Annotated in this window: 17 protein-coding genes and 1 pseudogene; 5 read left to right on the forward strand and 13 right to left on the reverse strand. The window is 58.9% G+C overall.

Features of this window, described 5'->3' with window-relative positions:
* Positions 1-13: 13 nt before the first annotated feature.
* Together CEC48_RS11595 and CEC48_RS11600 are read right to left on the reverse strand one after the other, a co-directional pair.
* The gene (locus CEC48_RS11595) at positions 14-706 is read right to left on the reverse strand and encodes a fumarylacetoacetate hydrolase family protein (RefSeq protein ID WP_088423856.1); all 693 of its coding nucleotides are present in this window, start codon (positions 704-706) and stop codon (positions 14-16) included.
* A gap of 98 nt (positions 707-804) precedes the next feature.
* The gene (locus CEC48_RS11600) at positions 805-2,154 is read right to left on the reverse strand and encodes an MFS transporter (protein ID WP_088423857.1); all 1,350 of its coding nucleotides are present in this window, start codon (positions 2,152-2,154) and stop codon (positions 805-807) included.
* A gap of 585 nt (positions 2,155-2,739) precedes the next feature.
* Between CEC48_RS11600 and CEC48_RS11605 the strand changes: the two genes are divergently transcribed.
* Complete coding sequence (locus tag CEC48_RS11605) at positions 2,740-3,672, forward strand: AraC family transcriptional regulator (RefSeq protein WP_088423858.1); 933 nt, start codon at positions 2,740-2,742, stop codon at positions 3,670-3,672.
* A 120-nt stretch (positions 3,673-3,792) separates the two neighbouring features.
* Here the strand turns inward: CEC48_RS11605 and CEC48_RS11610 are convergent, their stop codons facing one another.
* The 3 genes from CEC48_RS11610 to CEC48_RS11620 are packed head-to-tail and all read right to left on the reverse strand — an operon-like array spanning position 3,793 to position 6,266.
* Complete coding sequence (locus CEC48_RS11610) at positions 3,793-4,341, reverse strand: GNAT family N-acetyltransferase (protein WP_088423859.1); 549 nt, start codon at positions 4,339-4,341, stop codon at positions 3,793-3,795.
* Positions 4,342-4,363: 22 nt separating this feature from the next.
* Positions 4,364-4,825: an LEA type 2 family protein gene (locus CEC48_RS11615; protein ID WP_088423860.1), complete on the reverse strand. Its 462-nt coding sequence runs from the start codon at positions 4,823-4,825 to the stop codon at positions 4,364-4,366.
* 13 nt (positions 4,826-4,838) lie between these two features.
* Positions 4,839-6,266, reverse strand: a complete 1,428-nt coding sequence (locus CEC48_RS11620) for a nucleobase:cation symporter-2 family protein (protein ID WP_088423886.1) — start codon at positions 6,264-6,266, stop codon at positions 4,839-4,841.
* A gap of 235 nt (positions 6,267-6,501) precedes the next feature.
* Between CEC48_RS11620 and CEC48_RS11625 the strand changes: the two genes are divergently transcribed.
* Positions 6,502-8,127, forward strand: a complete 1,626-nt coding sequence (locus CEC48_RS11625; protein ID WP_088423861.1) for a methyl-accepting chemotaxis protein — start codon at positions 6,502-6,504, stop codon at positions 8,125-8,127.
* Positions 8,128-8,236: 109 nt separating this feature from the next.
* On the opposite strand, the gene CEC48_RS11630 is transcribed toward CEC48_RS11625, so the two are convergent.
* From CEC48_RS11630 to CEC48_RS11650, 6 genes and pseudogenes are all read right to left on the reverse strand, one after another.
* The gene (locus CEC48_RS11630) at positions 8,237-9,214 is read right to left on the reverse strand and encodes an NAD(P)-dependent oxidoreductase (protein WP_088423862.1); all 978 of its coding nucleotides are present in this window, start codon (positions 9,212-9,214) and stop codon (positions 8,237-8,239) included.
* On the reverse strand, positions 9,214-10,509 hold the full coding sequence (locus CEC48_RS11635) for an MFS transporter (RefSeq protein ID WP_088423863.1): 1,296 nt from the start codon (positions 10,507-10,509) through the stop codon (positions 9,214-9,216). Before CEC48_RS11635 ends, CEC48_RS11630 begins: the two co-directional genes overlap by 1 nt.
* Positions 10,510-10,553: 44 nt before the next feature.
* Positions 10,554-10,673, reverse strand: a pseudogene (locus tag CEC48_RS31830) (outer membrane lipoprotein carrier protein LolA); the annotation flags it as partial.
* The gene (locus CEC48_RS11640) at positions 10,621-11,583 is read right to left on the reverse strand and encodes a sugar kinase (RefSeq protein ID WP_088423864.1); all 963 of its coding nucleotides are present in this window, start codon (positions 11,581-11,583) and stop codon (positions 10,621-10,623) included. The gene CEC48_RS11640 and the pseudogene CEC48_RS31830, both read right to left, overlap by 53 nt.
* Positions 11,576-12,358 (reverse strand): sugar phosphate isomerase/epimerase, encoded by a 783-nt coding sequence (locus tag CEC48_RS11645; protein ID WP_088423865.1) that lies wholly within the window; start codon positions 12,356-12,358, stop codon positions 11,576-11,578. Before CEC48_RS11645 ends, CEC48_RS11640 begins: the two co-directional genes overlap by 8 nt.
* 45 nt (positions 12,359-12,403) lie before the next feature.
* A complete protein-coding gene (locus tag CEC48_RS11650; RefSeq protein ID WP_088423866.1) occupies positions 12,404-13,423 on the reverse strand; it encodes a LacI family DNA-binding transcriptional regulator in 1,020 nt (339 codons plus the stop codon).
* Positions 13,424-13,695: 272 nt separating this feature from the next.
* On the opposite strand from CEC48_RS11650, the gene CEC48_RS11655 reads away from it, so the two are divergent.
* The 3 genes from CEC48_RS11655 (at position 13,696) to CEC48_RS11665 (ending at position 20,424) form a co-directional block, all read left to right on the forward strand.
* On the forward strand, positions 13,696-15,654 hold the full coding sequence (locus CEC48_RS11655) for a hypothetical protein (protein WP_141099667.1): 1,959 nt from the start codon (positions 13,696-13,698) through the stop codon (positions 15,652-15,654).
* Positions 15,655-15,781: 127 nt separating this feature from the next.
* Positions 15,782-17,878, forward strand: a complete 2,097-nt coding sequence (locus CEC48_RS11660; RefSeq protein WP_141099668.1) for a hypothetical protein — start codon at positions 15,782-15,784, stop codon at positions 17,876-17,878.
* A 281-nt stretch (positions 17,879-18,159) separates the two neighbouring features.
* Positions 18,160-20,424, forward strand: a complete 2,265-nt coding sequence (locus CEC48_RS11665; RefSeq protein WP_088423869.1) for an autotransporter outer membrane beta-barrel domain-containing protein — start codon at positions 18,160-18,162, stop codon at positions 20,422-20,424.
* A gap of 60 nt (positions 20,425-20,484) precedes the next feature.
* On the opposite strand, the gene CEC48_RS11670 is transcribed toward CEC48_RS11665, so the two are convergent.
* Positions 20,485-20,949 (reverse strand): hypothetical protein, encoded by a 465-nt coding sequence (locus CEC48_RS11670; RefSeq protein WP_088423870.1) that lies wholly within the window; start codon positions 20,947-20,949, stop codon positions 20,485-20,487.
* Positions 20,950-21,216: 267 nt separating this feature from the next.
* A complete protein-coding gene (locus CEC48_RS11675) occupies positions 21,217-21,816 on the reverse strand; it encodes a LysE family translocator (RefSeq protein WP_088423871.1) in 600 nt (199 codons plus the stop codon).
* Positions 21,817-21,839: the final 23 nt, after the last annotated feature.

The raw sequence follows: 21,839 nt of genomic DNA on the forward strand, positions 1-21,839 counted from the left end.
GTGTATGCCGGCCTCAAGGTCGCTGACCGACGCGCATTTCCAGTTGGCCGATGCCGTCAATCCCGGCGTGAATAATGTCGCCCGGTTGCAGCACATCGACGCCGGCCGGGCTGCCGGTCATGATCAAGTCACCTGCCCGCAGCGCTACCGATTGCGAGATGCGGCTGATGATTTCACTGACCGACCAGATCTGACTGTCGAGGCTGTCGCGCTGGCGCTCTTGGCCGTTGACGTTGAGCCACAAATCGCCGTCCGGGTGTCCGGCGCGAGTCACTGGCACGATGGCGGTCATCGGCGCGGCGCCGTCAAACACCTTGGCACCTTCCCACGGCAAGCCATTGCTTTTGGCAGCGCGCTGGACATCACGGCGGGTCAGATCAAGACCGGCTGCATAGCCCCAGACATAGGCCAGCGCCTGACTCTGCGGAATATTGGCGCCGCCCTCGCCGATAGCCACCACTAATTCAATTTCGTGGGCAAACTCTTCGGTCAACGGCGGGAAATTCACTTCGCCCGTCGCATCCACCACGTTGCTCGCCGGTTTCATGAAGAACACTGGCGGCTGGCGGGACTGGCCTTGGGTGTCTGGCCATGGGTAGTTGCGGCCGACGCAAAATACCCGGCCAACGGGAAAGCGTTGCAGGCTACCAGTAACCGGCAAGGTCACGGGCAGGTCCGGGGTAAACACATACTCTGTCATCGTCATTTTTGTAGTCGTCCTGATAGAAGCGTCAGCGTACGGCGGCGATCTTTTGCGAAGTTGGACAAAAGCCGCCTCGTGTTGGATAAAAACCGTTTCTTGTCTCAGCGCGCCTTGAGTTCGATGCGATACAAGCGACCTAGCAGCAACGAATAGGACAAGGTCCCGATCAGCGCCACACCGCCAATGAACCAGAAGGCATAGGCAAACGAGCCTGTGGCTTGGACGATGCCGCCAACCACAATCGGGGTAACGATCCCGCCAATGTTGGCGGCCAGGCTGGTGACTCCGCCGGTCAGCCCGATCAATTCCTTGGGCGCGATTTCCGAGACCGCCGCCCACGATGACGAAGCGATTCCTTGGGCGAAGAAGGCAATGGTCAGCACGGCAATGCAGATCGCGTTCGAGTCGGTGAAATTCACCAGCACAATCGACATGCCCAACATCGATCCGACCACCAATGGCAACTTGCGCGCGAAAGACATTGAGTAACCACGGCGTATCAGCAAGTCCGAGACGATGCCGGCCAGCAAAATGCCGACTGTCGCACCCACGAAGGGCAGCACCGCGAAGATCCCGGCCTTGATCATGGTCAGCTTGCGTTCTTCAATCAGGTAAGTCGGGAACCAGGTCAAGAAGAAGTACAGCGCCGAGGTGCTGGCGAACTTGCCGATGCAAATCGCCCAGATCTGGCGATAGCTGAACAGCTCGGCGACCTGCCGCCAGTTGAACCGGGTGCGCTCCTGGCTGCTCTTGACCAATCCACCGCCAGCTTCGATGTACTCCAGTTCTTGCTTACTGACGTTCTTGCAGCTCAGCGGATCGCGGTACAGGTAGAGCCAGATCACACCGAACGCAATGCCGAGTATCCCGGTGCTGTAGAACACATGGCGCCAGTCATAGGTCGTCGCCAGCCATAGCAGCATGCCGGTAAACAAGGCCGTGCCCAGATACTGGCCGCACACATAAATGCTGCTGGCCAGGCCCCGCTCGCGCGCCGGGAACCATACCGTCACCGCTCGGGTGTTGGCCGGAAACGCTGGGGCCTCCATGGCGCCGACAGCCAAGCGTAGCGCGAACAGCGAAGTGAATCCTGTGGCAAGGCCTTGGCACACGGTGACCGCCGACCAACTGATCAGCGACACCCCGTAAGTGAACCGGGAACCGAAGCGATCGGCGATGAACCCGGCGGGCACCAAGGCGAGTGCATAGGTCCAGGCAAATGCGGAAAAAATCAGGCCCATTTCGAGCTTGTCCAGGCCCAGGTCTTTGGCCATGAATGGTGCGGCAATCGAGATGTTCACGCGGTCGATGTAGTTGATGATGGTCGCAATCAGCAGCAACGACAGCATGAACCAGCGCCGACGCGTCGGCAGTCGCTGAGGCAGCAGGGCATCCCGGGCGACGGCGCTCACCGATGGCGCGTTGGACGGGGAGGTTTGCGAGTTCGACATGAGTGGACCTTTTTATTGTTAGAAGAATCGAGATGTTCGCGCGCAGCCGAAACCGATGCCCCAGTGCCGGGGCAGAGCAATGGCTACTTAAATGAGAGGCGCGGACAGCCGCTGTCAGGCGCTCAGATGCGCCTTCGGACTGGCCTGGTCGGGGGAGGGGTGGCGAGGGAAAAAAATAGGTTCATCACGTGCGCACCTTTTGATTGTTTTTAGGAGGGGCGGGCTTCATTGGTTGTTACAGTGGTCGTACAACCTCCCAAAATCAACGAAGACGTTAGATCGTTTTTTCTTCCGATAACGCCGGTAAACGCACCTGTCCAAAAGAATCAAAGCGCTTAATTTCAATATAATTATCTGTTGTGTTTGATAACCATATGTTTTTATTGGATTTAAAATTATTTATGTTGACGGTGTTTTTTGGACAGACGACATAGCACACACGGCTACAATTAATTTTATGAATTCCGTTGTCATCCTATGATGTGTTGAAGTCGAGCGGTGTTCGACTTCACAATCACCCCTGCCTGCGCCTCAATGGTGGCGCGACGACAACCCGCCCATGTACCTGTCGAGGATCCTCAGCAGATGTCGTCACCGAGTCGAGTGCCCACGTACGTCATGCAGCAACGCAGCGAGTTGACGGACTTTTACATCCGCGACAAAAAGGGGCGGCGAGCCGAAACCAGCCCGCATCGCCATGAGTATTTCCAGATCCAGGTCAACCTCGGTGGCGATACCGTGCAGCACATCGGCAATGTCGAACGCCCGTTTCCGCGTAATACGCTGGCCTTCATCCTGCCGCATCGCGTGCACGTGATTCCGCATCCGGCCGACAGCAATTTCATGGTGATCAATTTTTCCCAGACCTTCCTGTTGCCGCATTTGCAGTGCGACCCGATGGATCTCGAAGAAGTCTCGATTCTGCTGGCCCCTGAGTTGTCGCCGTTCCGTTTCCAGGAACATCTGGATTTCATTTTGGGCGATGAGGACTTCCGCAAAATCGTTGCCTTGATCGAACAGATGCGAGTCCTGGATGAGAGCCGTCAGTTCGGCACCCGTGAGATACTCAAGGGGTTGTTGTTGCAACTGGTAGGGAGCGTTTGTGCCTTGTATGCCGAGCCGCTCAAACGATTGGCCGAAGAGAATGCCGCCGAAGTCAGCCGGCGCGATGCGCTCAGCAGGATGTCCGAGTATTTGCGCAAGAATATTGCCGACCCCGACCTCAATCTGATCAAGGTGGCAGCGGCGACTTACCTGTCACCCACATACCTGACGCACTGGTTGCGCAAGGAAATCGGCAAGACTTTCACCGAGTTGGTGCTCGAGCGCCGGATGCACGCGGCCCGCAATTATCTGCTCAATGGGACACGACCGGTGGGGGAGGTGGCGAGGCTGTGCGGTTTCGCTGACGAGGCTTATTTCTCGCGGCGCTTTCGACAAATACATGGCCAGCCCCCTGGACAATTCAGACGCCGGCAACTCAATCCCGATACTCCGCAATTGCCGTCCAACACGTGATCGACAGCTTTAGGTGATGTGGCGGCACGCTTAGCCCTGATGCCTCCTTGCACCGAAGTCGGCAATCGCCGTCGCCTAAACATGCCAAGGTTGCGTAGCTGATTGAAGCCGGCCTGCTATTTATCGCTGACTGATGAGCCATTCCTCGCGAGTAATCTCCCAAATATCCTTGGGGAAACTGCCCGCGACAAACCGCCCTTCATCGGTCCTGACCAACCGCATCCCCGTCCGCTCGGAGATCCTGCGCGAGGCCACGTTTGGCGCCGCCTTCGGCACCCGCATCAACGGCCGCCCCAGCACCTCAAACCAATACTCGGTCACCGCCGCACTGGCCTCCGCCATCAACCCCTGGCCCTGCCATTGCGGCGCGAGCCAAAAGCCCCGGTTGTTATCCACTTCATCCATCAGGCTGATATTCCCGATCAACCCTTCAGGCGCGCTTTTCAGGCGGATCGACCAATGCCACTCCACACCCCGCGCCATCGCCGGCAACGCGACATTCTCCAGATAACTGCGCGCCCCATCCGCCGGGTACGGCCAAGGCACCAGGGCATTGAGATAACGCACCACCTCCCAATGAGGAAATTGCTGCTGCACGCCCTCGGCATCCTCCAGGGTCAGCGGCCGCAGAATCAAACGTTCCGTATACAGCGTGGGTATAGCGTCCATGTGACGAGGCTCTCCGTGATCGTTACCAGGTGGCAGTGTTAGGCAAATCCAGCGTCCCGCGATCCACAAAACGCATGGTCCCGAACAGCCCACCCGCCAGTTTCCCGCGCAACACATAGGGCAGGTTATTCAAACTCTGGGTCTGGCTCAAGCCAAGGGTCTGACGCAACACGGAAAACGCCGAAACACTCACCGGCACCGTCAGCAACGTCTCTGAGAACCGTGGGATGGAACCACTCTGGTCACTCACCCCTGACGCCAGCGGCCGGCCATTGACCTCCAGGTCCAGGGCCACGCCGCTGTAGTCGATTGCGGTTTCATTCGGGTTCTGCACCCGCAGCTTCACCGCGAAACGCACCTCAAGGTCCTGGCTTTGCAGCGGCTCGATGCCCACCACGTTGATGTTCACCGGGTCGCGGTTGGGGAACAGCGCGCAGCCGCTCAGGGTGAGTAACAGCAGTGACAAAGCCATGAGCTTGCGCATAAAACGGGTTCTCCTATTTCGTGACGTCCGGGTCCTGCATCACCTTGAGGGTGGAGGCTTCCGGATCAAATTCATCTTCTTCCAGTTCTATGAACTCCTCAGGCAGGAAGATGTTCAGCAAGATAGCGCAGAACGCTCCCACGGTGATCGGCGACTCGAAGATGTTGTGCAGCGCCTTGGGCAGCTCGCGCAGCACTTCCGGTACCGCCGCCACACCCAGGCCCATGCCCAGCGAGATCGCCACGATCAGCACATTGCGCCGGTGCAGGCCGGCCTCGGCGAGGATCTTGATCCCGGCCACCGCCACGGTGCCAAACATGATCAGGGTCGCGCCGCCCAATACCGGCTTGGGCATCAGTTGCAACACCGCGCCGATCATCGGGAACAGGCCCAGCAACACCAGCAGCCCGGCGATGAAATACGCCACATAACGGCTGGCCACGCCGGTCAACTGGATCACGCCGTTGTTCTGGGCGAAGGTCACCATCGGCAGGCTGTTGAAGGTGGCCGCCATCACTGAGTTGAGGCCGTCGGCCAGCAAGCCGGACTTGATGCGCTTGATGTACAGCGGGCCCTTGACCGGCTGTTGGGAAATCATCGAGTTGGCCGTCAGGTCACCGGCTGCTTCCAGGGGGGAAATCAGGAAGATCACCGCCACCGGGATAAACGCCACCCAGTCAAACGAAAAACCGTACTTGAACGGCACCGGCACGCTGATCAATGGCAACGGGGGCAGGGCGGCCAGGTCGACGCGGCCCATCCACCAGGCCACCACAAAACCCAGGGTCAGGCCGATCACGATTGAACCCAGGCGCAGGAACGGGTTGTTGAAGCGGTTGAGCACCACGATGGTCAGCAACACCAGGGCCGCGAGGCCCATGTTGCTGGCGGCGCCCAGGTCACTGGCGCCAAAACCGCCGGCCATGTCGGTGACGGCCACCTTGATCAACGACAAGCCCATCAAGGTGATGATGGTGCCGGTGACCACCGGGGTGATCAGCTTGCGCAGCTTGCCGATGAACTGGCTGAGCACCACTTCGATAAACGCCGCGAAGAAGCAGATGCCGAAGATCGTCGACAGAATCTCATCGGTGCCACCGCCCCGGGCCTTGACCATGAAGCCGGCGCTCAAAATCACGCTGATAAACGAAAAACTGGTGCCCTGCAGGCACAGCAGGCCCGAACCCACCGGGCCGAACTTGCGTGCCTGGACGAACGTACCTAGCCCCGACACAAACAACGCCATGCTCACCAGGTACGGCACTTCGCTTTCAAGGCCCAGTACGCCGCCGACGATCAGTGTCGGGGTGATGATGCCGACAAAGCTGGCGAGCACATGTTGCAGGGCGGCAAAGATCGCCGCGCTGAAGTGCGGACGGTCTTCGAGGCCGTAGATCAGGTCGGATTTATAACGGGGGCGAGGGGTTTGAGCGTCAGACAAAATACGGGCCCGGGTAGGAAAAAGGAGGCGCAGGATGCCAGAAAGCGCCAGTCGCCAGAAGTGTGAAAAAATATTTCGAAACATCCCCCATTAAATCCTCAAGCCTGCCGATATCCCTTATAGGCCCACATACCTATTACAACAGTGGCGCCAACCGGTCAGAACGGCGCGTTGACGCACACTGACCGTGCCGCAGCAGGGATGCTCGCAGCCACTACTTCTGAGAGCGCCCCTTATGTCCCTCCGTCAGCTGAATATCGCCCCACGAGCTTTTCTCGGTTTTGCCTTCATTGCGTTACTCGTCATTGTCCTGGGGGTGTTTGCCGTCAACCGCATGGGCGTCATCCACAGAGCCACCACGGAGATGGAAACCAATGAGCTGCCCAGCGTCGGTTTCCTGGGGGTCATGACTGAAAACGTACTACGTTTGCGTATCCTCTCGTTCCGCGTCCTGGTCAATCGCGACGCGGCGGGTTTGCAGGAAGCCGAGGGCCGCATCGTGGTACTCACCGACAAGGTGCGCCAGGCCCAATCCGCCTATGCAGCGCTGCCGGCCGAAAATGAAGAAGCGACGCTCTATAAGCAGTTTGCCAGTACCCTGGACGCCTACTTGGCGGCCCAGTCGGAAATGATCGATCTGTCGCGTCAGAACAAGACCGATGACATGCTCAAGTTGATCAACTCGCGGATCAAGGACGGGACCGACCTGATGGGCGTGCAGTTGAACAAACTGATTGCCCTTAACAGCGAGGATGCCAAGCGGTCTTCCATTGAGGCGGGCGAGGGTTATCAGAACGCGATCACCGGCATTATCGCTGTGGCTGTGGTCGCCGCGCTGATGACCGTTTTGCTGGCTTGGCTGCTCACCCGCAGCATCGTCGCCCCGCTGCAAAAAGCCGTTGAAGCGGCCGAAACCATTGCCGGAGGCAACCTCACCAAACTTATCGACGTCGACGGCAAGGACGAGCCGGCCCGACTGCTCGGCGCATTGGCCGCCATGCAAGCCAACCTGCGCCAGACCATCCAGCACATCGCCGGTTCGGCGACGCAGCTTGCGTCAGCAGCGGAAGAACTCAGCGCCGTCACTGAAGAAGCCTCCAAAGGCTTGCAGCAGCAGAACAACGAAATCGACCAGGCCGCCACCGCGGTCAACGAAATGACCGCGGCAGTGGAAGAAGTGGCGCGTAATGCCGTGTCCACCTCCGAGGCGTCCAGCCAGTCCAACCAGGCCGCGCGGGAAGGGCGCGACCGTGTGGTGGAAACCGTGGGCGCGATCCAGACCATGACCCAGGACGTGCAAAACACCTCCGTGCTGATCGAGGGCCTGGCCACCCAGGGCCGCGACATTGGCAAGGTGCTCGACGTGATTCGCGCAATTGCCGAGCAGACCAACCTGCTGGCCCTCAACGCGGCCATTGAAGCGGCGCGTGCCGGTGAAGCGGGCCGTGGTTTCGCGGTGGTGGCGGATGAAGTTCGGGCCCTGGCCCATCGCACTGCGCAGTCAACCCAGGAAATCGAAAAAATGGTCGCCGGTATCCAGAGCGGTACCGGTGAAGCCGTGAATTCCATGCAGCAGAGCAACCAGCGTACCCAAAGCACCCTGGAAATGGCACGTGCCGCCGGTGTGGCCCTGGAGCAGATCACCCAGTCCATCAGCCTGATCAACGAACGCAACCTGGTGATCGCCAGCGCCTCGCAAGAGCAGGCCCAAGTGTCCCGCGAGGTGGATCGCAACCTGGTGAACATCCGCGACCTGGCGACCCAGTCGGCCGCGGGGGCCAACCAGACCTCAGCCGCCAGTCACGAACTGTCGCGCCTGGCGGTGGATTTGAACGGGATGGTGGCGAGGTTCGTCATCTAACAGGCACTACAACTCAAATGTGGGAGCTGGCTTGCCTGCGATGCAGACACCTCGGTGTATCAGGTACACCCAGTTGATGCCATCGCAGGCAAGCCAGCTCCCACTGTAATCAGTGTTTCCAGGCGGTCGGGTTCACCAGGTTCTTCGGCTTCTCACCCGCCAGCGCCGCCAGCAGATTGTCCACCGCACACGTGGCCATCGCTTCCCGCGTCTCATGGGTGGCGGAACCGATATGTGGCGTCGCCACCACGTTGTTCAGGCGCAACAACGATGAGTCATGCCCCAGCGGCTCGCGCACAAACACATCCAGTCCGGCCGCGCGAATCGTGCGCTGTTGCAACGCTTCGATCAGCGCCGGCTCGTCCACCACCTTGCCCCGGGATATATTGATAAAGATCGTCTCCGGGCCCATCAGTGCGAACTCTTCAGCACCAATCAAACCTTCGGTTTCAGCGGTCAGTGGCAAAGTCAGACAGACAAAGTCGGCTTGCTGGAGCAGGTCCGGCAGGCTGCGGTATTCGGCGTTAAAACGCTGTTCCACCGCAGGCTTTGGCGAGTGGCTGTGGTAGATCACCGGCATGCCGAAACCGAAATGCCCGCGTTGAGCGAGGGCTTCGCCAATGCGGCCCATGCCGATAATGCCCAGGGTCTTGCCGTGCACGTCGCTGCCGAAATGCAGCGGGCCGATGTTCTGGTTCCAGTTGCCCGCGCGCACCATATTGGCCAGCTCCACCACCCGCCGAGCCGTCGCCAGGATCAGCGCGAAGCCGGTATCGGCGGTGGTTTCGGTCAGCACGTCAGGCGTGTTGCTGAGCAGGATGCCGCGCTGGGTCAGGTAGTCGATGTCGTAGTTGTCGACGCCCACCGACACGCTGGCGACGGCCTCAAGGTTCGGCGCCAGGTCAAGCAATTTGGCGTCCAGGCGCAGGCTGGCGCCGAGCAACCCACGAGCTGCCGGCAAGGCTTCGCGCAGTTTGGCCAGGCCGCTTTCATCCAGCGACTCAATCAGCGTGACCTCGGCCTGCTCATGCAGGCGGGCCATCAGCGGCGCAGAGAGTTTTTTGTAGAGCACGACAGACTTTTTCATCAGGTCTTTACCTTCAATTCAAGGGAATGCAGCGGGGCGCGTTCGCGGTCACTGGCGCCGGGCTTGAGAAAGATCGTCAGCACCACCGACACCAGCAGCGCGCCGCTCATCAGCAGGTACGAGGCGCCCGGCGAACCGGTGCTGCTGTTGAGGTAGCCCACCAGGTAGGAGCCGCCAAAGGAACCGAGGGCGCCCATGCTGTTGATCAGTGCCATGGCGCCGCCGGCGACGTTGGCCGGGAGGATTTCCGGCACGATCGCGAAAAACGGCCCGTAAGGTGCGTACATGCAGGCCCCGGCGATCACCAGCAGGGTGTACGACCACCAGAAGTGTTCGGCGCCCAGCATGTAGGACGCATAAAACGCGATGGAGGCGATCAACAACGGCGGCCACACAAAGCGTTTACGTTTTTGCAGTTTGTCCGAGCCCCAGGACACTACGAGCATGCCGATCACTGCTGCCAGGTACGGCAGCGCCGACAGCCAACCGGCCTCGACCATGTCCATCTTCAGGCCAGCCTTGAGGATCGACGGCAGCCACAGCACGAAGCCATACACGCCAATGCTCCAGCAGAAAAACTGCAGCGCCAGGATGATCACCTTGGGTGAGCGAAAGGCTTCGGCGTAGTTCTTCACCGCCTTGATACCCACCTGTTCTTCGGCGAGGGCGGTTTGCAGGTCTTTTTTGTGCTGCTCGCTCAGCCATTTGGCGTCTGCGGGTTTTTCATCCGCCAGCTTCCACCAGATAAACGCCCACAGCACGGCTGGCAGGCCTTCGATGATAAACATCCAGCGCCAGCTGAAATGCTGCACCAGATAGCCCGACACCACCGACATCCACATCATGGTCACCGGGTTGCCGAGGATCAGGAAGGTGTTGGCCCGTGAGCGTTCCGCGCGGGTGAACCAGTGGCACAGGTACACCAGCATCGCCGGCATCACGGCGGCTTCGACCACCCCGAGCATGAAGCGGATCACGATCAGCATGTAGGCGTTGGACACCATGCCGGTCAGGGTGGCCAGGCCGCCCCAGAGGATCAGGCTGACGAAAATCAGCTTTTTAACGCTGCGCTTTTGCGCGTAGATCGCGCCCGGCACCTGGAAGAAAAAGTAGCCGAGGAAGAACAACGCACCGAGCAATGACGACATGCCTGGGGTGATCATCAGGTCTTCGGCCATCCCGGAGGCGGCGGCAAAGCCGTAGTTGGCGCGGTCCAGGTACGCCAGGCTGTAGGTGATAAACACGATGGGCATGATGTACCACCAACGGCGGGTGGCGAGTTTCAACGGTTCCATAAAGTGGCTCCTGAGCTTGTTGTAGTTGTGGCAACAGGTAACTGGGTAGCAGCGAGCTTGCTCGCGAAAAACCTAAGGGCACCGCGTTTATTCAGGTGGCCCGTGTCATCGTTAACGACCTTCGCGAGCAAGCTCGCTCCTACAGTAAGCGGGCAGATCTTCACGCAACGGCAAACCTTCCATGTCGCCACGGCTCTGCACCGCGCGGCTGCCGATCCAGTTGCCGCGCTGTACGGCCTCGCTGAAGCTAAGGTTTTCCAACAACGCACTGATCATGCCGACGGCAAACCCGTCGCCAGCGCCCACCGTGTCGACCACTTTGGCCACGGGAACGGCGGCGACAAAACCCTGATCCAGTTGCGTGCGGTAATACGCGCCGTGGGGGCCGAGCTTGATGGCCACGGCTTCCACGCCCTTGTCGAGGTAAAACGCGGCGATGTCGGCCGGGTCTTCAAACCCGGTGAGCAAACGGCCTTCGCTCAGCCCCGGCAACACCCAATCCGCCAGGCAGGCGAGGGCGTTGATTTCGCTGATCATGCGTTGCTCATTGGCCCACAGGGACGGGCGCAGGTTCGGGTCGAAGGACACGCTGCGCCCGGCCTCGCGCATTTGCGTCATCAGTTGGCGCGACAGCTCGCGCGTGGCATCCGACAGCGCCGGAGGAATACCGGTGGCGTGCAGGTGCCGGGCTTGCAACAGCTCAGGCTTGATCGCCTCGACCGACAAATGGCTGGCGGCCGAGCCGCGGCGGAAGTATTCCACCTGCGGATCATCGCCGGCTTCTTCGCGGGACTTGAGTTGAAAGCCGGTGGGATGCAGCGGGTCGATCGCCACGTGCCCGCAGTCCAGGCCTTCGTTCTGCAAGGTGTCTACTACAAAACGCCCGAGGGAATCGGCGCCCACGCGGCTCAGCCACGCCACGTTGAAACCCAGGCGCGACAGGCCGATGGCGACGTTGCTGTCGGCGCCGGCAATGCGCTTGTGAAATTGCGCAACCTGGGCCAGGTCGCCGGTCTGTTCGGCGACAAACATCGCCATGGTTTCACCAAATGACAGGATATCGATCTTAGACATGCGCGTTCTCCACGCGGGGCTGGCCAAGGACGGCGAGGGCGGCGACCTGCTGTGCGGTGACCTGCACCAGGTCATCACCTTGCAGCGGAAATTCCACGGCCCGGGTAATACCTTGAGTCATAGACCTGAGCAGTTGTTCCCACAGATGCAGGTCGGCGGCGCCCGGCGGCAGTGCTACCAGCTTGCCGTCGGCGCGTCGGGCCACGGCCTTGCAGTGCAGGTAATCCACATGCCGGCCCAGCAGGCGTGCGGCGGTGGTCGCAGATTGGTCCTGCCATTGCCAGTTGCCGATGTCGAAGGTCATTTTCACCGGCACGGCCAGGCGCTCGGCTTCGTTGAAAAAACGCTGCATGGGTTCAATGCGCCCGCCGTGCAGGGTCTGGTCGTTCTCCACCAGCAGCTTGACCGGATGCCGGTTGAGCAGGGCGCTCAAGCTGTCCAGGTCGTTGGTGTCGGTGAAATAACCGAGGGAGACTTTCAACCAGCGGGCGCCGAACGCCTGGGCGCGGTCGAGGGTAGCGGCCAGTTCGGCGTTGGGTTGCGAGCGGCCTGCCACCCAGAGTTCCAGGGGCGAGGAGAACACGCATTCCAGGCCTTGATCGGCGGCGGCTTGCGCCAGTTCAGAAGGTTGTTCGGTGGTCAGCAGTTCTTCACGCCATTCGATGCGTTGCGCGCCGGCCTGGGCCAGCACTTCAACAAAAGCCAGCTGGCCGCGATCGCGGACCAGGTCGGCGCCGTAGCTGGAAAGGCTGATGGAAACGGGGTATTTGTGCATTGTTGTTTACCTCTGAAACCGGTTTCATTTTTTGGCAAAAAAATATCAGGTGGGTTGGGTCGAGCCGCGAACAATCAGTTGCGGCAGGAAGTCCAGCGTTCGTGTCGGTGCTGTATCGCCGCGCAACCGCTTGAGCAAACAGTCAAACGCGCTGGCACCAATGGCTTCGGTAGGCTGGGCGAGGGCGGTGATGCCGCTGCCCACCAGTGGGTACCAATCCAGGTCATCCAGGGCGATCAAGCCGACATCCTCAAATAGCTTGCAGCCCAGTTCTTTCAGCGCACGGGTGCAGGCCAGTGCGGCAATGCCGTTGGCGCAAAACAGGGCTTTGGGGCCGGCTTGAGGCGTGGCGAGGAAGCTTTGCAGGCGGGCATTGAAGTGGCTGTGGATCTCCAGCACGGCGCCGCTTAAAGCACTGCGCTGGCTGATCTCGGCCTTGAAACTTTCCAGACGTTCCAGCCGTGAGCTGGTGCCATCGGTGGCTTCGCAGACCAATAGCAGGTCGCGGTAGCCTTGTTGTTCGAGATGTTCCACCGCCATGCGCACCGCCACCGGGTTATCCAGCCCCACCAGGTCGCTGTGCAGCGGCTCGACCTTGCGGTCCACCAGCACCAGGGGCATTTCCCGTTGAAGTTCCAGCAGTTGATCAAGGTGATGGCCGAGGGTATTCACGATCAGCCCTTCGATGTTGTAGGCACGCAGGGCCGCCAGGTGCTGGCTTTCCTGCTCGTCGTCGCGGTCGGTGTTGCACACCACCAGGCTGTAGCCGTGCTGACGGCAGGCGGTTTCCACACCATGCATCACGGCAATCGAATAGGGGTTGCGGATATCGGCCACCAGCATGCCGATCAGGCGGGTGCGCCCGCGCTTCAGGCCGCGGGCCATCTGGTTGGGGCGGTAGCCCAGCTCGTCGATGGCCTGCTCGATGCGCAGGGCGATGGCGTCGGAGAGCAGGGCGCGGTCGTCGCCGATAAAGCGCGACACGCTGGCTTTGGAGACGCCGGCGCGCTCGGCCACGTCAAGCATGGTCACACGGCTGCGCTGGGCGGCGGAAAAAGTAGTCACAGTGACGGCCTTTCTTATTGGAGGTATGGACGGCAGTGGAATCAACGCTGAAACCGGTTTCAGAAAAGCATCAGCGTGCCCACCTCGTCAAGAAAATCTTGGCTGCGCAATCCCAGCCTGGGTGAGTGAAGCCGACGAACGGCGGCCTTACCTGTTAGTTCTGACAGTATCCCCAAGCATAAAGCAGGAGTTCAATTGCTCGCAGGCAGATCGCTTTCGGTGCACATCGGAGCGACGGTAAACGGGTGCGAGATGATTCCTGGGAGAGCCGGATGAATACTTCAACCGCAGGTCAACGTGGTGCAGGTGCACCGGGTGTATTTGTCATACAGGCGCCGACGGTGGTCGACGCGCTGCCTGACGGATTGATCCCTGTGCGGTTCACGTTTTCCCCTCTGCAGATAGATATCGTGGAGCCCTGGACCGTTCTGCCCGTGGCAGGACTCAGTGCGTTTGTGATCTTTATCTGGGATGTCGCCGGTGCCGCCCCCACCGAACTCCCCCCTATAGAACTGCGTGGTCCCATTACCGCTTTGGACTTTCCCTATCGTGTTGAGATCCCCGAGTCATGGCTATTGAGCAGCGCCGTCGTTAATCTCTCGTTCCGCGTTCACAATGTCAGGCCAGACAGTCCCACGTTCGATGAATCGAACAGCGTGACGATTACCATCGACCACGATGCCCCTGGTCGTAGCCGCGAGCTGGACCCGGCGATTTTTCCGGTCGACCCCATCACTGAAGGTTATCTGGGCGCCAATCCACTTGTGCCCATCGAGATCCCTGACACCTATTTTGATCGCAAGGTCGGTGACGAGGTGTTGATTTACCTGAGCGCGATCAACTCGTTACCCACGGGCGCGCCCACGTTGATTTCGTCGCCGCTGCCCACTGACTCCGGTCCGATCTTCGTTGACGTTCCCCGTGATTTTTTTCGCCGATTCCCGGGCGCCCGAAGGCTCTATTGTTTCTATCGGTTGAGAGACCGCGCCGCAAACCTGAACCTGGCATTTTCGCGAGTCGCAGAAGTGGAACTGCTGCTGAACACGCCTCCGTCGGACCTGCCGCAGCCGCAGGTTCCTGCCTATGACGCAGACCTGCTGATCGACCGTGCGGACGCTCGCCGAATCGTTTCGGTGCGCGTTCCCTCGGACTATCTGGGCTGGAATCCGGGCGACCAATGTTATGTCGAATGGGATGGTATTTTACTACCGCCAGTGGAGGTGATTTCCACGCCCTTTTCAGTTCCGGTCAGTTGGCCGGTGCTGATCGCCAATGGGGCCGATCTGCGGCGCCTGGTGGACGTGGGGGTACGCTATTTCATTCGCCGGGCGGGCGACACGGTAGGGCCGGGTGTGGTCTCGCCCTGGACCCTGGTGACGGTGGACATGACCATTGCCGGTCGGGATCACGCTGATGCGCCTGCTTTGCTGAATCGGACCCTTGCGCTGGTGAACGTCTTTGGCAGTGTTTCCAATACTGCCAACTACCTCGACTTTCGCGACAGTATCGGGTCAGTGAGAGTCACATTCCCCTTGTTTGACAATCCGCAGCTGGGTGAAGTCGCTGATCTTTACTGGCCGTCCCGCCCGGGCCCCGTGGCCACCTATACCGTCAAGCCGTTCGATATCGGCGGTGCAACGGTGACCTTTGACAATGAGGTTGACTGGCAGGTGATTGTGGACGGCGGCACCAACGCCCGCACGCTGGTGCACTACCGGACCAGCAATTTCGTCAATGAGCAGTTGTCGCCGGACCAAGTGGTCAGCGTCAACGTTGCACCGCCTGTCAGCTACCCTCGGCCCAGCTTCCCGCAATCCACGGCGGCCACGAATTTTATTCTCACCTGCGCCACCCAGCCGCCCATCTGGGATGGCGTTCAAGTATTGATCGGCCCGGATTCGCGCATACAGCACGGGGATCTGGTCCGGTTGACCTGGCAGGGTTACCGGCAGAGCCCGGATGTCGATCCCATCCCTGAAACGCTCGAGACCTTTGATCATACGTGGGACGAGGTTGCCGATGCGGCGGGTTACACCTTCCTGGTCCTGCCCTACGAGCTGTTGATCAAACCGTTGAAAGACAACGCGGGGGCGGAGGCGACGTACACCGTGTTCCGGGGAGGGATCCCGACAGGTACTTCGTCGTCCCGGTTCGTACAACTTGATCGCGTGGTCAATTCATCGCCACCGAACCCTACTTATTGCGGCCCGGGAGGTAACGGTCCTGAGTGAAGGCTAAGACCAATGGATCAGCGTCAACGACGTTAAACGAAATTAAATGACGCTGATCGGTTAACTATTCCTTAGTTGATTTTTTGCAAGTTTTCGTTGGTCGACAGTTAATCGGTCCAAGAACCTGTTGCCGAAAATCAATGGCGGACAACTCAACGAACAACAACTGGATGGACAAGTGCGTGTTGATGTAACGCATCTATTAAACAGCAATGGAGAAATTGAAATGAGTAAAATTTTCCAGATCAACAACACAATAACACTCGTACCGTCTATAACAGCGCCCACCATTGTGGAAGCGCTGGATAATGTGACGGGGCTTATTCCCGTGCGGGTGGCCGCCGTTGGTATAACCGTTGAGTGCCGTCTCGGCGCTGCCCGGCTTGGCACGGACTGGGTCAGCATCGAAATCAGGACCGCCGGGACGATTCCAGGCCCTTGGTCACTGCTTGTACCGCCGAGGCAAATCAGTACAGCGGCGTTTCCAGTCCCGCCCCCTATATTTAATATTTTTGTACCTGGTGGTGCTGGCGGTTTCGAGAATGGGGTCTATGAACTCAGGAACCTCCAATACCGAAATGGGCCGGCGGGGCCAGGTGCTGCACTGGACGAGTCGTTCCCTGCGCCCTTCAGGGTCGACACCATTGCACCGTATGCCACGCTCTCGATCCCCTTTCAGCCGTTGGTACCGGTTTTGGTCAATGCGCCACCGGGAACCGTCATCGATAATGATTTTCTCACTACGCAAGGTGGTCTGGAAATTGCCATTCCTGATAATACCTTCCTTCCGGTGGCCGGCGCGTGGGAGGCGGGTGACATCCTTGAGTTCTACTGGAGCCCGGTGATGGACCCTCGACCGAAGTTTTTTGTGGGGTCCCAGCCGATGCTTCAAACGGGCAACACGTTTTTCCTGCTCGCAGCCGACATCGTTCTCAGCGGGCTGTATTATTTTTTCTACACGATCATTGACAGGGCCGGCAATCCCAGCCGGCCCTCGTTCAATGAATTTCGAGATGTTTCATTATTGGACGACCCGGTGCTGGAGGCGCCGTTCCTGCCATTGGCGCCCGCTCCGGAGGGTGGCAGTACCGACAATTTGATCGACATCAAAGATTATATGCAGGGCGTCGATGTCTGGATTGAAACCTATACGAACCCGGCCCCACTGGTGGATCGGGGCGAAGTGCAATGGGAGGCCGAGCTATACGGCCCTCAGCAGGGGCCGATTGCAACGTTTCCGGAGGTGTTCCGGAACATGAATGATGCGATCAAGGCGTCTTATACCCAGGTTAAGGGGCCTCAGCCGGTTAGTGTGCGCTACCGGATTGATCGCGGCGGTATATTTTTTTATTCCCCGGATAAAGACATTTTGCTCGACCTGTCGGTGGAAGGTCCGACATTACCCGGTACCCTTGAACCGGGCGACGATAACCCGTTGTTGAACCCGATCCATCTTTTTGGGGCGGTTTCAGATGAGGAAGATGTTCTTCGGGAAGTGGACGCCAATCTGCCTGTTCGGGCAGAAATCATATTGTGGAACGTCCCGGAGTTACCGGCTCCGGGCCTTGATATCACCGTGTTGTACGGCACGACCGAGGAGCGGGTCGGGCCTTTTCCTATAGGTACCACGGCGCCCGGCACGCTTTTGACGTTCGACATCCCTTGGGATGTGGTCGCCAGACACGGTAACGGCCCACAGATTGTTCGCTACGTTGTCACCGGACCTGGTACGACGAACGAAAACCGATCGGGGCCTACCACCGTTAATGTGATTGATGCCGTGTCGGTGATCTTGAATCCTGTTCAGTTCTTGCGCGCCGTGGATCCGGCTCTCAATGTTCTGGATTGTTCGTCGCTACGCCAGAGAGGGGCTGGCACTCCACCGGTGTTATACGCTGAAATCTTTATGCCGGGGGATCCGAGGCTGGCCGGCGGCAGCGTGGTCACATTGACGTTGACACTCCTGGGCGTTCACCCGGAGTTCCCGCCAGGCCCATTCACGCAGGACTTCCCTCACACCTTGAGCGACGATGAGGCGACAAATGGCTACACTTTCCAGATTGATTACCGTCCATTCCTGGCCTTGGTGGTGGTCGGTACGATCGAGGCGTCCTACACCGTGCCGGTCGCAGGGGGGGCCACAGGGCGTGGTACTCCGGTTGACGGGATTGTGATCTGGAATCCTGCCACTTACTGCGATGGAGTGGTGATCCCTACACCTTGACGCTGTCGAGGACTGTAGAAAAACAAAAGGGAAGCTTGGCTTCCCTTTTGTGCTTCTACAGCAGTCCGGAACGCCCTTCTATTCAGCCAGGATGCATACTTCGGGCTTCTACTGTCCCCGTTTCCTAAGTCAACATTACCAATTACTCGTTGCTGTTCAGATTAGTCCTACATCATCAGGGAAGTTCGATCCGTACTCTTTGCGCCGCACAGGTAAGGCTTCATTCCAAGGGAACGAGCCAAACCGTTTTCAGTGGCTCTATCCTCAGAGAGTGAACAACCATGTCCGTGTTAAAAAACTTCGAGCTCAAGCCATTGAGCAAGATGATGAAAGTTCCAACCATTACGTTTTTCATGTTTGCAGCAGTTCAAAGTACTGTTCATGCCAGCGAGCACTTGATTGGTGACAAACGCACCATTGACTCCAGTGAGGCCAGCAAGGATTGGCAATTGGAGCAGGGGGCTGAACTGACGCTTGATGGCGCAAATGCAAGAAATATTCGGGTCAACGATTCGGCGCTGATAGTCAACGATGGCAGTCGGTTGAATGAGATTCGCGCCACCCAGGGCTCCACCGTCAGCCTCCAGGGGGCCATGGTTGAATCGAACGACGCGTTCTTTGGCGCGCTACGCCTGGACGACAGCGCGGCGACAATTGCTGGCAGCACCCTGACCAGTCACACCAACTTTGGCCTGCAAGCGTTTCAGAGCAATGGCTCCGCCAAGGGCGGGATCGCCGATGTATTCAACAGCACCATCCGTGGTGCCGTGGGTGGTGCGCTTGTGCAAGGCAACAGCGAATTGCACGTCAGGAACTCCCGGGTGGAAGGCACCGGTACTGACAGCACTGGCGTATGGTTCAACGGCGGTACGGTGACTGCCAGCGACAGCACGATCATTGGCGGCAAAAACGGTGTGGTATTTACCGATGAGTATGCCGATGGCGATGTGGGCAAACTGCTGCTCGACAATACCAGCGTCGAAGGTCGCAGCGGTTCGGCCATTGCGTTGAACGGTGGTCACTTCGGTGCTCCCGTGGTTGAAATCGACGTGCGCAACGGCTCGACCTTGACCGGCGGCAATGGTGTGTTGCTGGAAGTCAACGACGGTTCAACCGCGAGCATGAATGTCGACAACAGCCGGTTGACCGGCGACGTGATTGTTGATGCTGACAGCACGGCACACTTGAGCCTGCAGAACCACGCCGGGTTGACCGGGCAGATGCATAACGTCGCCAGCCTGAACATCGGCGAGCAGTCTTACTGGGAGTTGACTGGCAACAGCGACGTCGGCGCCCTGACCCTGGCCGGCGGTACCGTGAAGTTTGGCGCCACCGACGCGTTCTATCAGTTGGATCTGGAAAGCCTTGCGGGCAACGGTACGTTTGTCATGGGCACCGATTTTGCCCAAGGCAAGACCGACTTCCTGAACATCAACGGTGAAGCCAGTGGTAACCACAGCCTGTTATTGGCGGCCAGTGGTGCCGAGCCAGTCAACCCCAGCGAGATTCACGTAGTACACACTGGCGGCGGTGACGCCGAGTTCTCCCTGGTGGGTGACAAGGTGGATGTGGGCGCTTATTCCTACGGCCTGAAAAAAGACGGGACTGACTGGTTCCTCGACCCGAACAACCGCGCCATCAGCCCAAGCACCCGCTCCGTGCTGGCCTTGTTCAATACTGCACCGACCGTGTGGTACGGCGAAGCAACCTCGTTGCGCACGCGCATGGGTGAGCTGCGTTTCGAGCCGGGTCAGGCGGGATTGTGGATCCGTGGCTATGGCAACAAATACAACGTCTCTGACAACAACGGTGTGGGCTACACCCAGAACCAGCAAGGTTTTTCCCTGGGTGCCGACATGCCGTTGGCCGATAGCCAGTGGCTGATTGGCGCAATGGTCGGTCACAGCAGTTCCGACCTGAACCTCAAGCGCGGTACCTCGGGTAATGTCAAGAGCTACTATGTGGGCGGCTACGCAACCTGGCTGGACGAAGACAGCGGCATGTACTTTGATGCGGTGGCCAAGCTCAACCGTTTCCACAACGAGTCCAAGGTCGGGCTGAGCGACGGCACCGGCTCCAAAGGCAAGTACGCCAACACCGGCGGCGGCCTGTCGGCAGAGTTCGGGCGTAACATCAAGCTGGGCGATGACTTCTTTGTTGAGCCTTATGCTCAACTGTCGAGCGTGGTCATCCAGGGGGCCAATTACAGCCTGGATAATGGCCTGCAAGCGAAGGGTGAAAGAACCCGCTCGATCCTGGCCAAGGCCGGTGCCACCGTTGGGCGCAACATCCAGCTCGACAGCGGCAGCGTTGTTCAGCCATACCTGCGCGCAGCAAGGGTGCATGAGTTTGCCAACAACAACAAAGTCGCCGTGAACAACAACGTGTTCAACAACGACTTGTCGGGCTCTCGTAACGAGTTCGGCGCAGGCCTTGCGGTGAAACTGTCGCAGAACCTGCAGTTGCACGCTGACTTTGAACACAGTAGTGGCCAGAAAATTGACCAGCCCTGGGGTGCCAACGTAGGCGTTCGTTACTCCTGGTAAACCGCCGCAAATAAAAAAGCCCGTATCGAAAGATGCGGGCTTTTTTGCGTTTGCTTGAGGTCAACTCAGCAGATCAAAGAACAGCGCTAAAGCATGAGAGTTACCGTGGGGGTCGGTTTCGGTCGTTCCGTTAATAACGCTACCGCTGATGCTGATAATGCCAGCGGTCAGTCGCTGAATAACCAGTTCTCCCGTGATGCAACGCACCGCGTAATGCTCCGTTGGGGATTTTACCGAATACCAGATCCGGACTTTTGTGAACTCGGAGTCCTCCAGCTGTATGATTTTACCGGTTTCGATGTCATCGGGGAGCTGGATATAGAACTCTTTGATCGTGACGGAGTTATCCGCATAACGGCCGTTGATACCGTATATGCCAAGGTCGTAGTCGTGCACTACCGTCTTGGTCTGCGGGTTGAGGATAATTGAATCGACAGACGCGGTAAAACGGCCTTCGGCCGTCAGCGCCTTGGGACGCAGTAGTCTTTGCTGGGCGGGAGTTAACTGTTGCTGTTGTGCCGACATGATCGCTTCTCCATCTTCGATGATTATGCGAAAACCAGGGTTCAAGTCATTCTGGTCAGGCTATGAAATAGCAACGTTGCCCGGCCTGTAAACTGTCAAAAGTAACAGTTTACAAAGCCTGTTTTCTGCGAGTGATTGACCCACCGCTTCGTTGGAAGGCTTGGGGTTATTAGACGCCGTTCCCGCGCGCTGTCTACTGGTATAAATGACAGTCTAAGAACAGTTTTTTAACTCCCTTTGATGCTAAGCGTCGTAGGCCCAACGCCCTTACACAATGACGCTCAACCACGTCGACACCAGTAGCAGCACGGCCATGCAGCGGTTAAACCGCTGCATGGCCGTGGGCGAACGAAACAGTCGGGTTGACCCGGCACCCAGCAAGGCCCAGGCACCCAGGCAGGGCAGGGAAATCACAAAGAACGCCAGGGACAGGTACAGCACGTGAGCTTGCCGCTCGTCGCCAGCGCCCGCGAATACACTGATTACCGCCAGCGCCATCATCCAGGTTTTGGGGTTCACCAGTTGCAGGCTTGCGCCGCCCACCAGGCCCATGGGTTTTTGTGTCGCGTCCGGGGTGATCGCCATCGCGGGGGCGCTGAATATCTGCCACGACAAATAGCTCAGCCAGGCCACGCCGGTCCATTGCATGGCGGTTTGCACCTTCGGCAGCTGTGCGAGGGACTGGCCGAACCCCGAGCCCACCACTAATACAATCCCTGCCGCGCCGGCACAGGCGCCCAGCACTATGGGCAAGGCGGCTTTGAAACCATGGCGTGCACTGTTGCTCAGCACCAGGATATTGGTCGGGCCCGGGGTGATGGAGGCTACGAAGGCGAACAACAAAAAAGGCAGCAAGGTAGGGAACATGGCAACGCGACTCCAATCAGCAG

Origin of the sequence: Pseudomonas sp. K2I15, from assembly GCF_002204795.1 — a bacterium.
Taxonomy (GTDB): Bacteria; Pseudomonadota; Gammaproteobacteria; order Pseudomonadales; family Pseudomonadaceae; genus Aquipseudomonas.

Coding starts and splice junctions, on each gene's coding strand:
- CEC48_RS11595 (WP_088423856.1), bottom strand. CDS start 706: ATGACGATGACAGAGTATGTGTTTACCCCGGACCTGCCCGTGACCTTG.
- CEC48_RS11600 (WP_088423857.1), bottom strand. CDS start 2,154: ATGTCGAACTCGCAAACCTCCCCGTCCAACGCGCCATCGGTGAGCGCC.
- CEC48_RS11605 (WP_088423858.1), top strand. CDS start 2,740: ATGTCGTCACCGAGTCGAGTGCCCACGTACGTCATGCAGCAACGCAGC.
- CEC48_RS11610 (WP_088423859.1), bottom strand. CDS start 4,341: ATGGACGCTATACCCACGCTGTATACGGAACGTTTGATTCTGCGGCCG.
- CEC48_RS11615 (WP_088423860.1), bottom strand. CDS start 4,825: ATGCGCAAGCTCATGGCTTTGTCACTGCTGTTACTCACCCTGAGCGGC.
- CEC48_RS11625 (WP_088423861.1), top strand. CDS start 6,502: ATGTCCCTCCGTCAGCTGAATATCGCCCCACGAGCTTTTCTCGGTTTT.
- CEC48_RS11630 (WP_088423862.1), bottom strand. CDS start 9,214: ATGAAAAAGTCTGTCGTGCTCTACAAAAAACTCTCTGCGCCGCTGATG.
- CEC48_RS11635 (WP_088423863.1), bottom strand. CDS start 10,509: ATGGAACCGTTGAAACTCGCCACCCGCCGTTGGTGGTACATCATGCCC.
- CEC48_RS11640 (WP_088423864.1), bottom strand. CDS start 11,583: ATGTCTAAGATCGATATCCTGTCATTTGGTGAAACCATGGCGATGTTT.
- CEC48_RS11645 (WP_088423865.1), bottom strand. CDS start 12,358: ATGCACAAATACCCCGTTTCCATCAGCCTTTCCAGCTACGGCGCCGAC.
- CEC48_RS11655 (WP_141099667.1), top strand. CDS start 13,696: ATGAATACTTCAACCGCAGGTCAACGTGGTGCAGGTGCACCGGGTGTA.
- CEC48_RS11665 (WP_088423869.1), top strand. CDS start 18,160: ATGTCCGTGTTAAAAAACTTCGAGCTCAAGCCATTGAGCAAGATGATG.
- CEC48_RS11670 (WP_088423870.1), bottom strand. CDS start 20,949: ATGTCGGCACAACAGCAACAGTTAACTCCCGCCCAGCAAAGACTACTG.
- CEC48_RS11675 (WP_088423871.1), bottom strand. CDS start 21,816: ATGTTCCCTACCTTGCTGCCTTTTTTGTTGTTCGCCTTCGTAGCCTCC.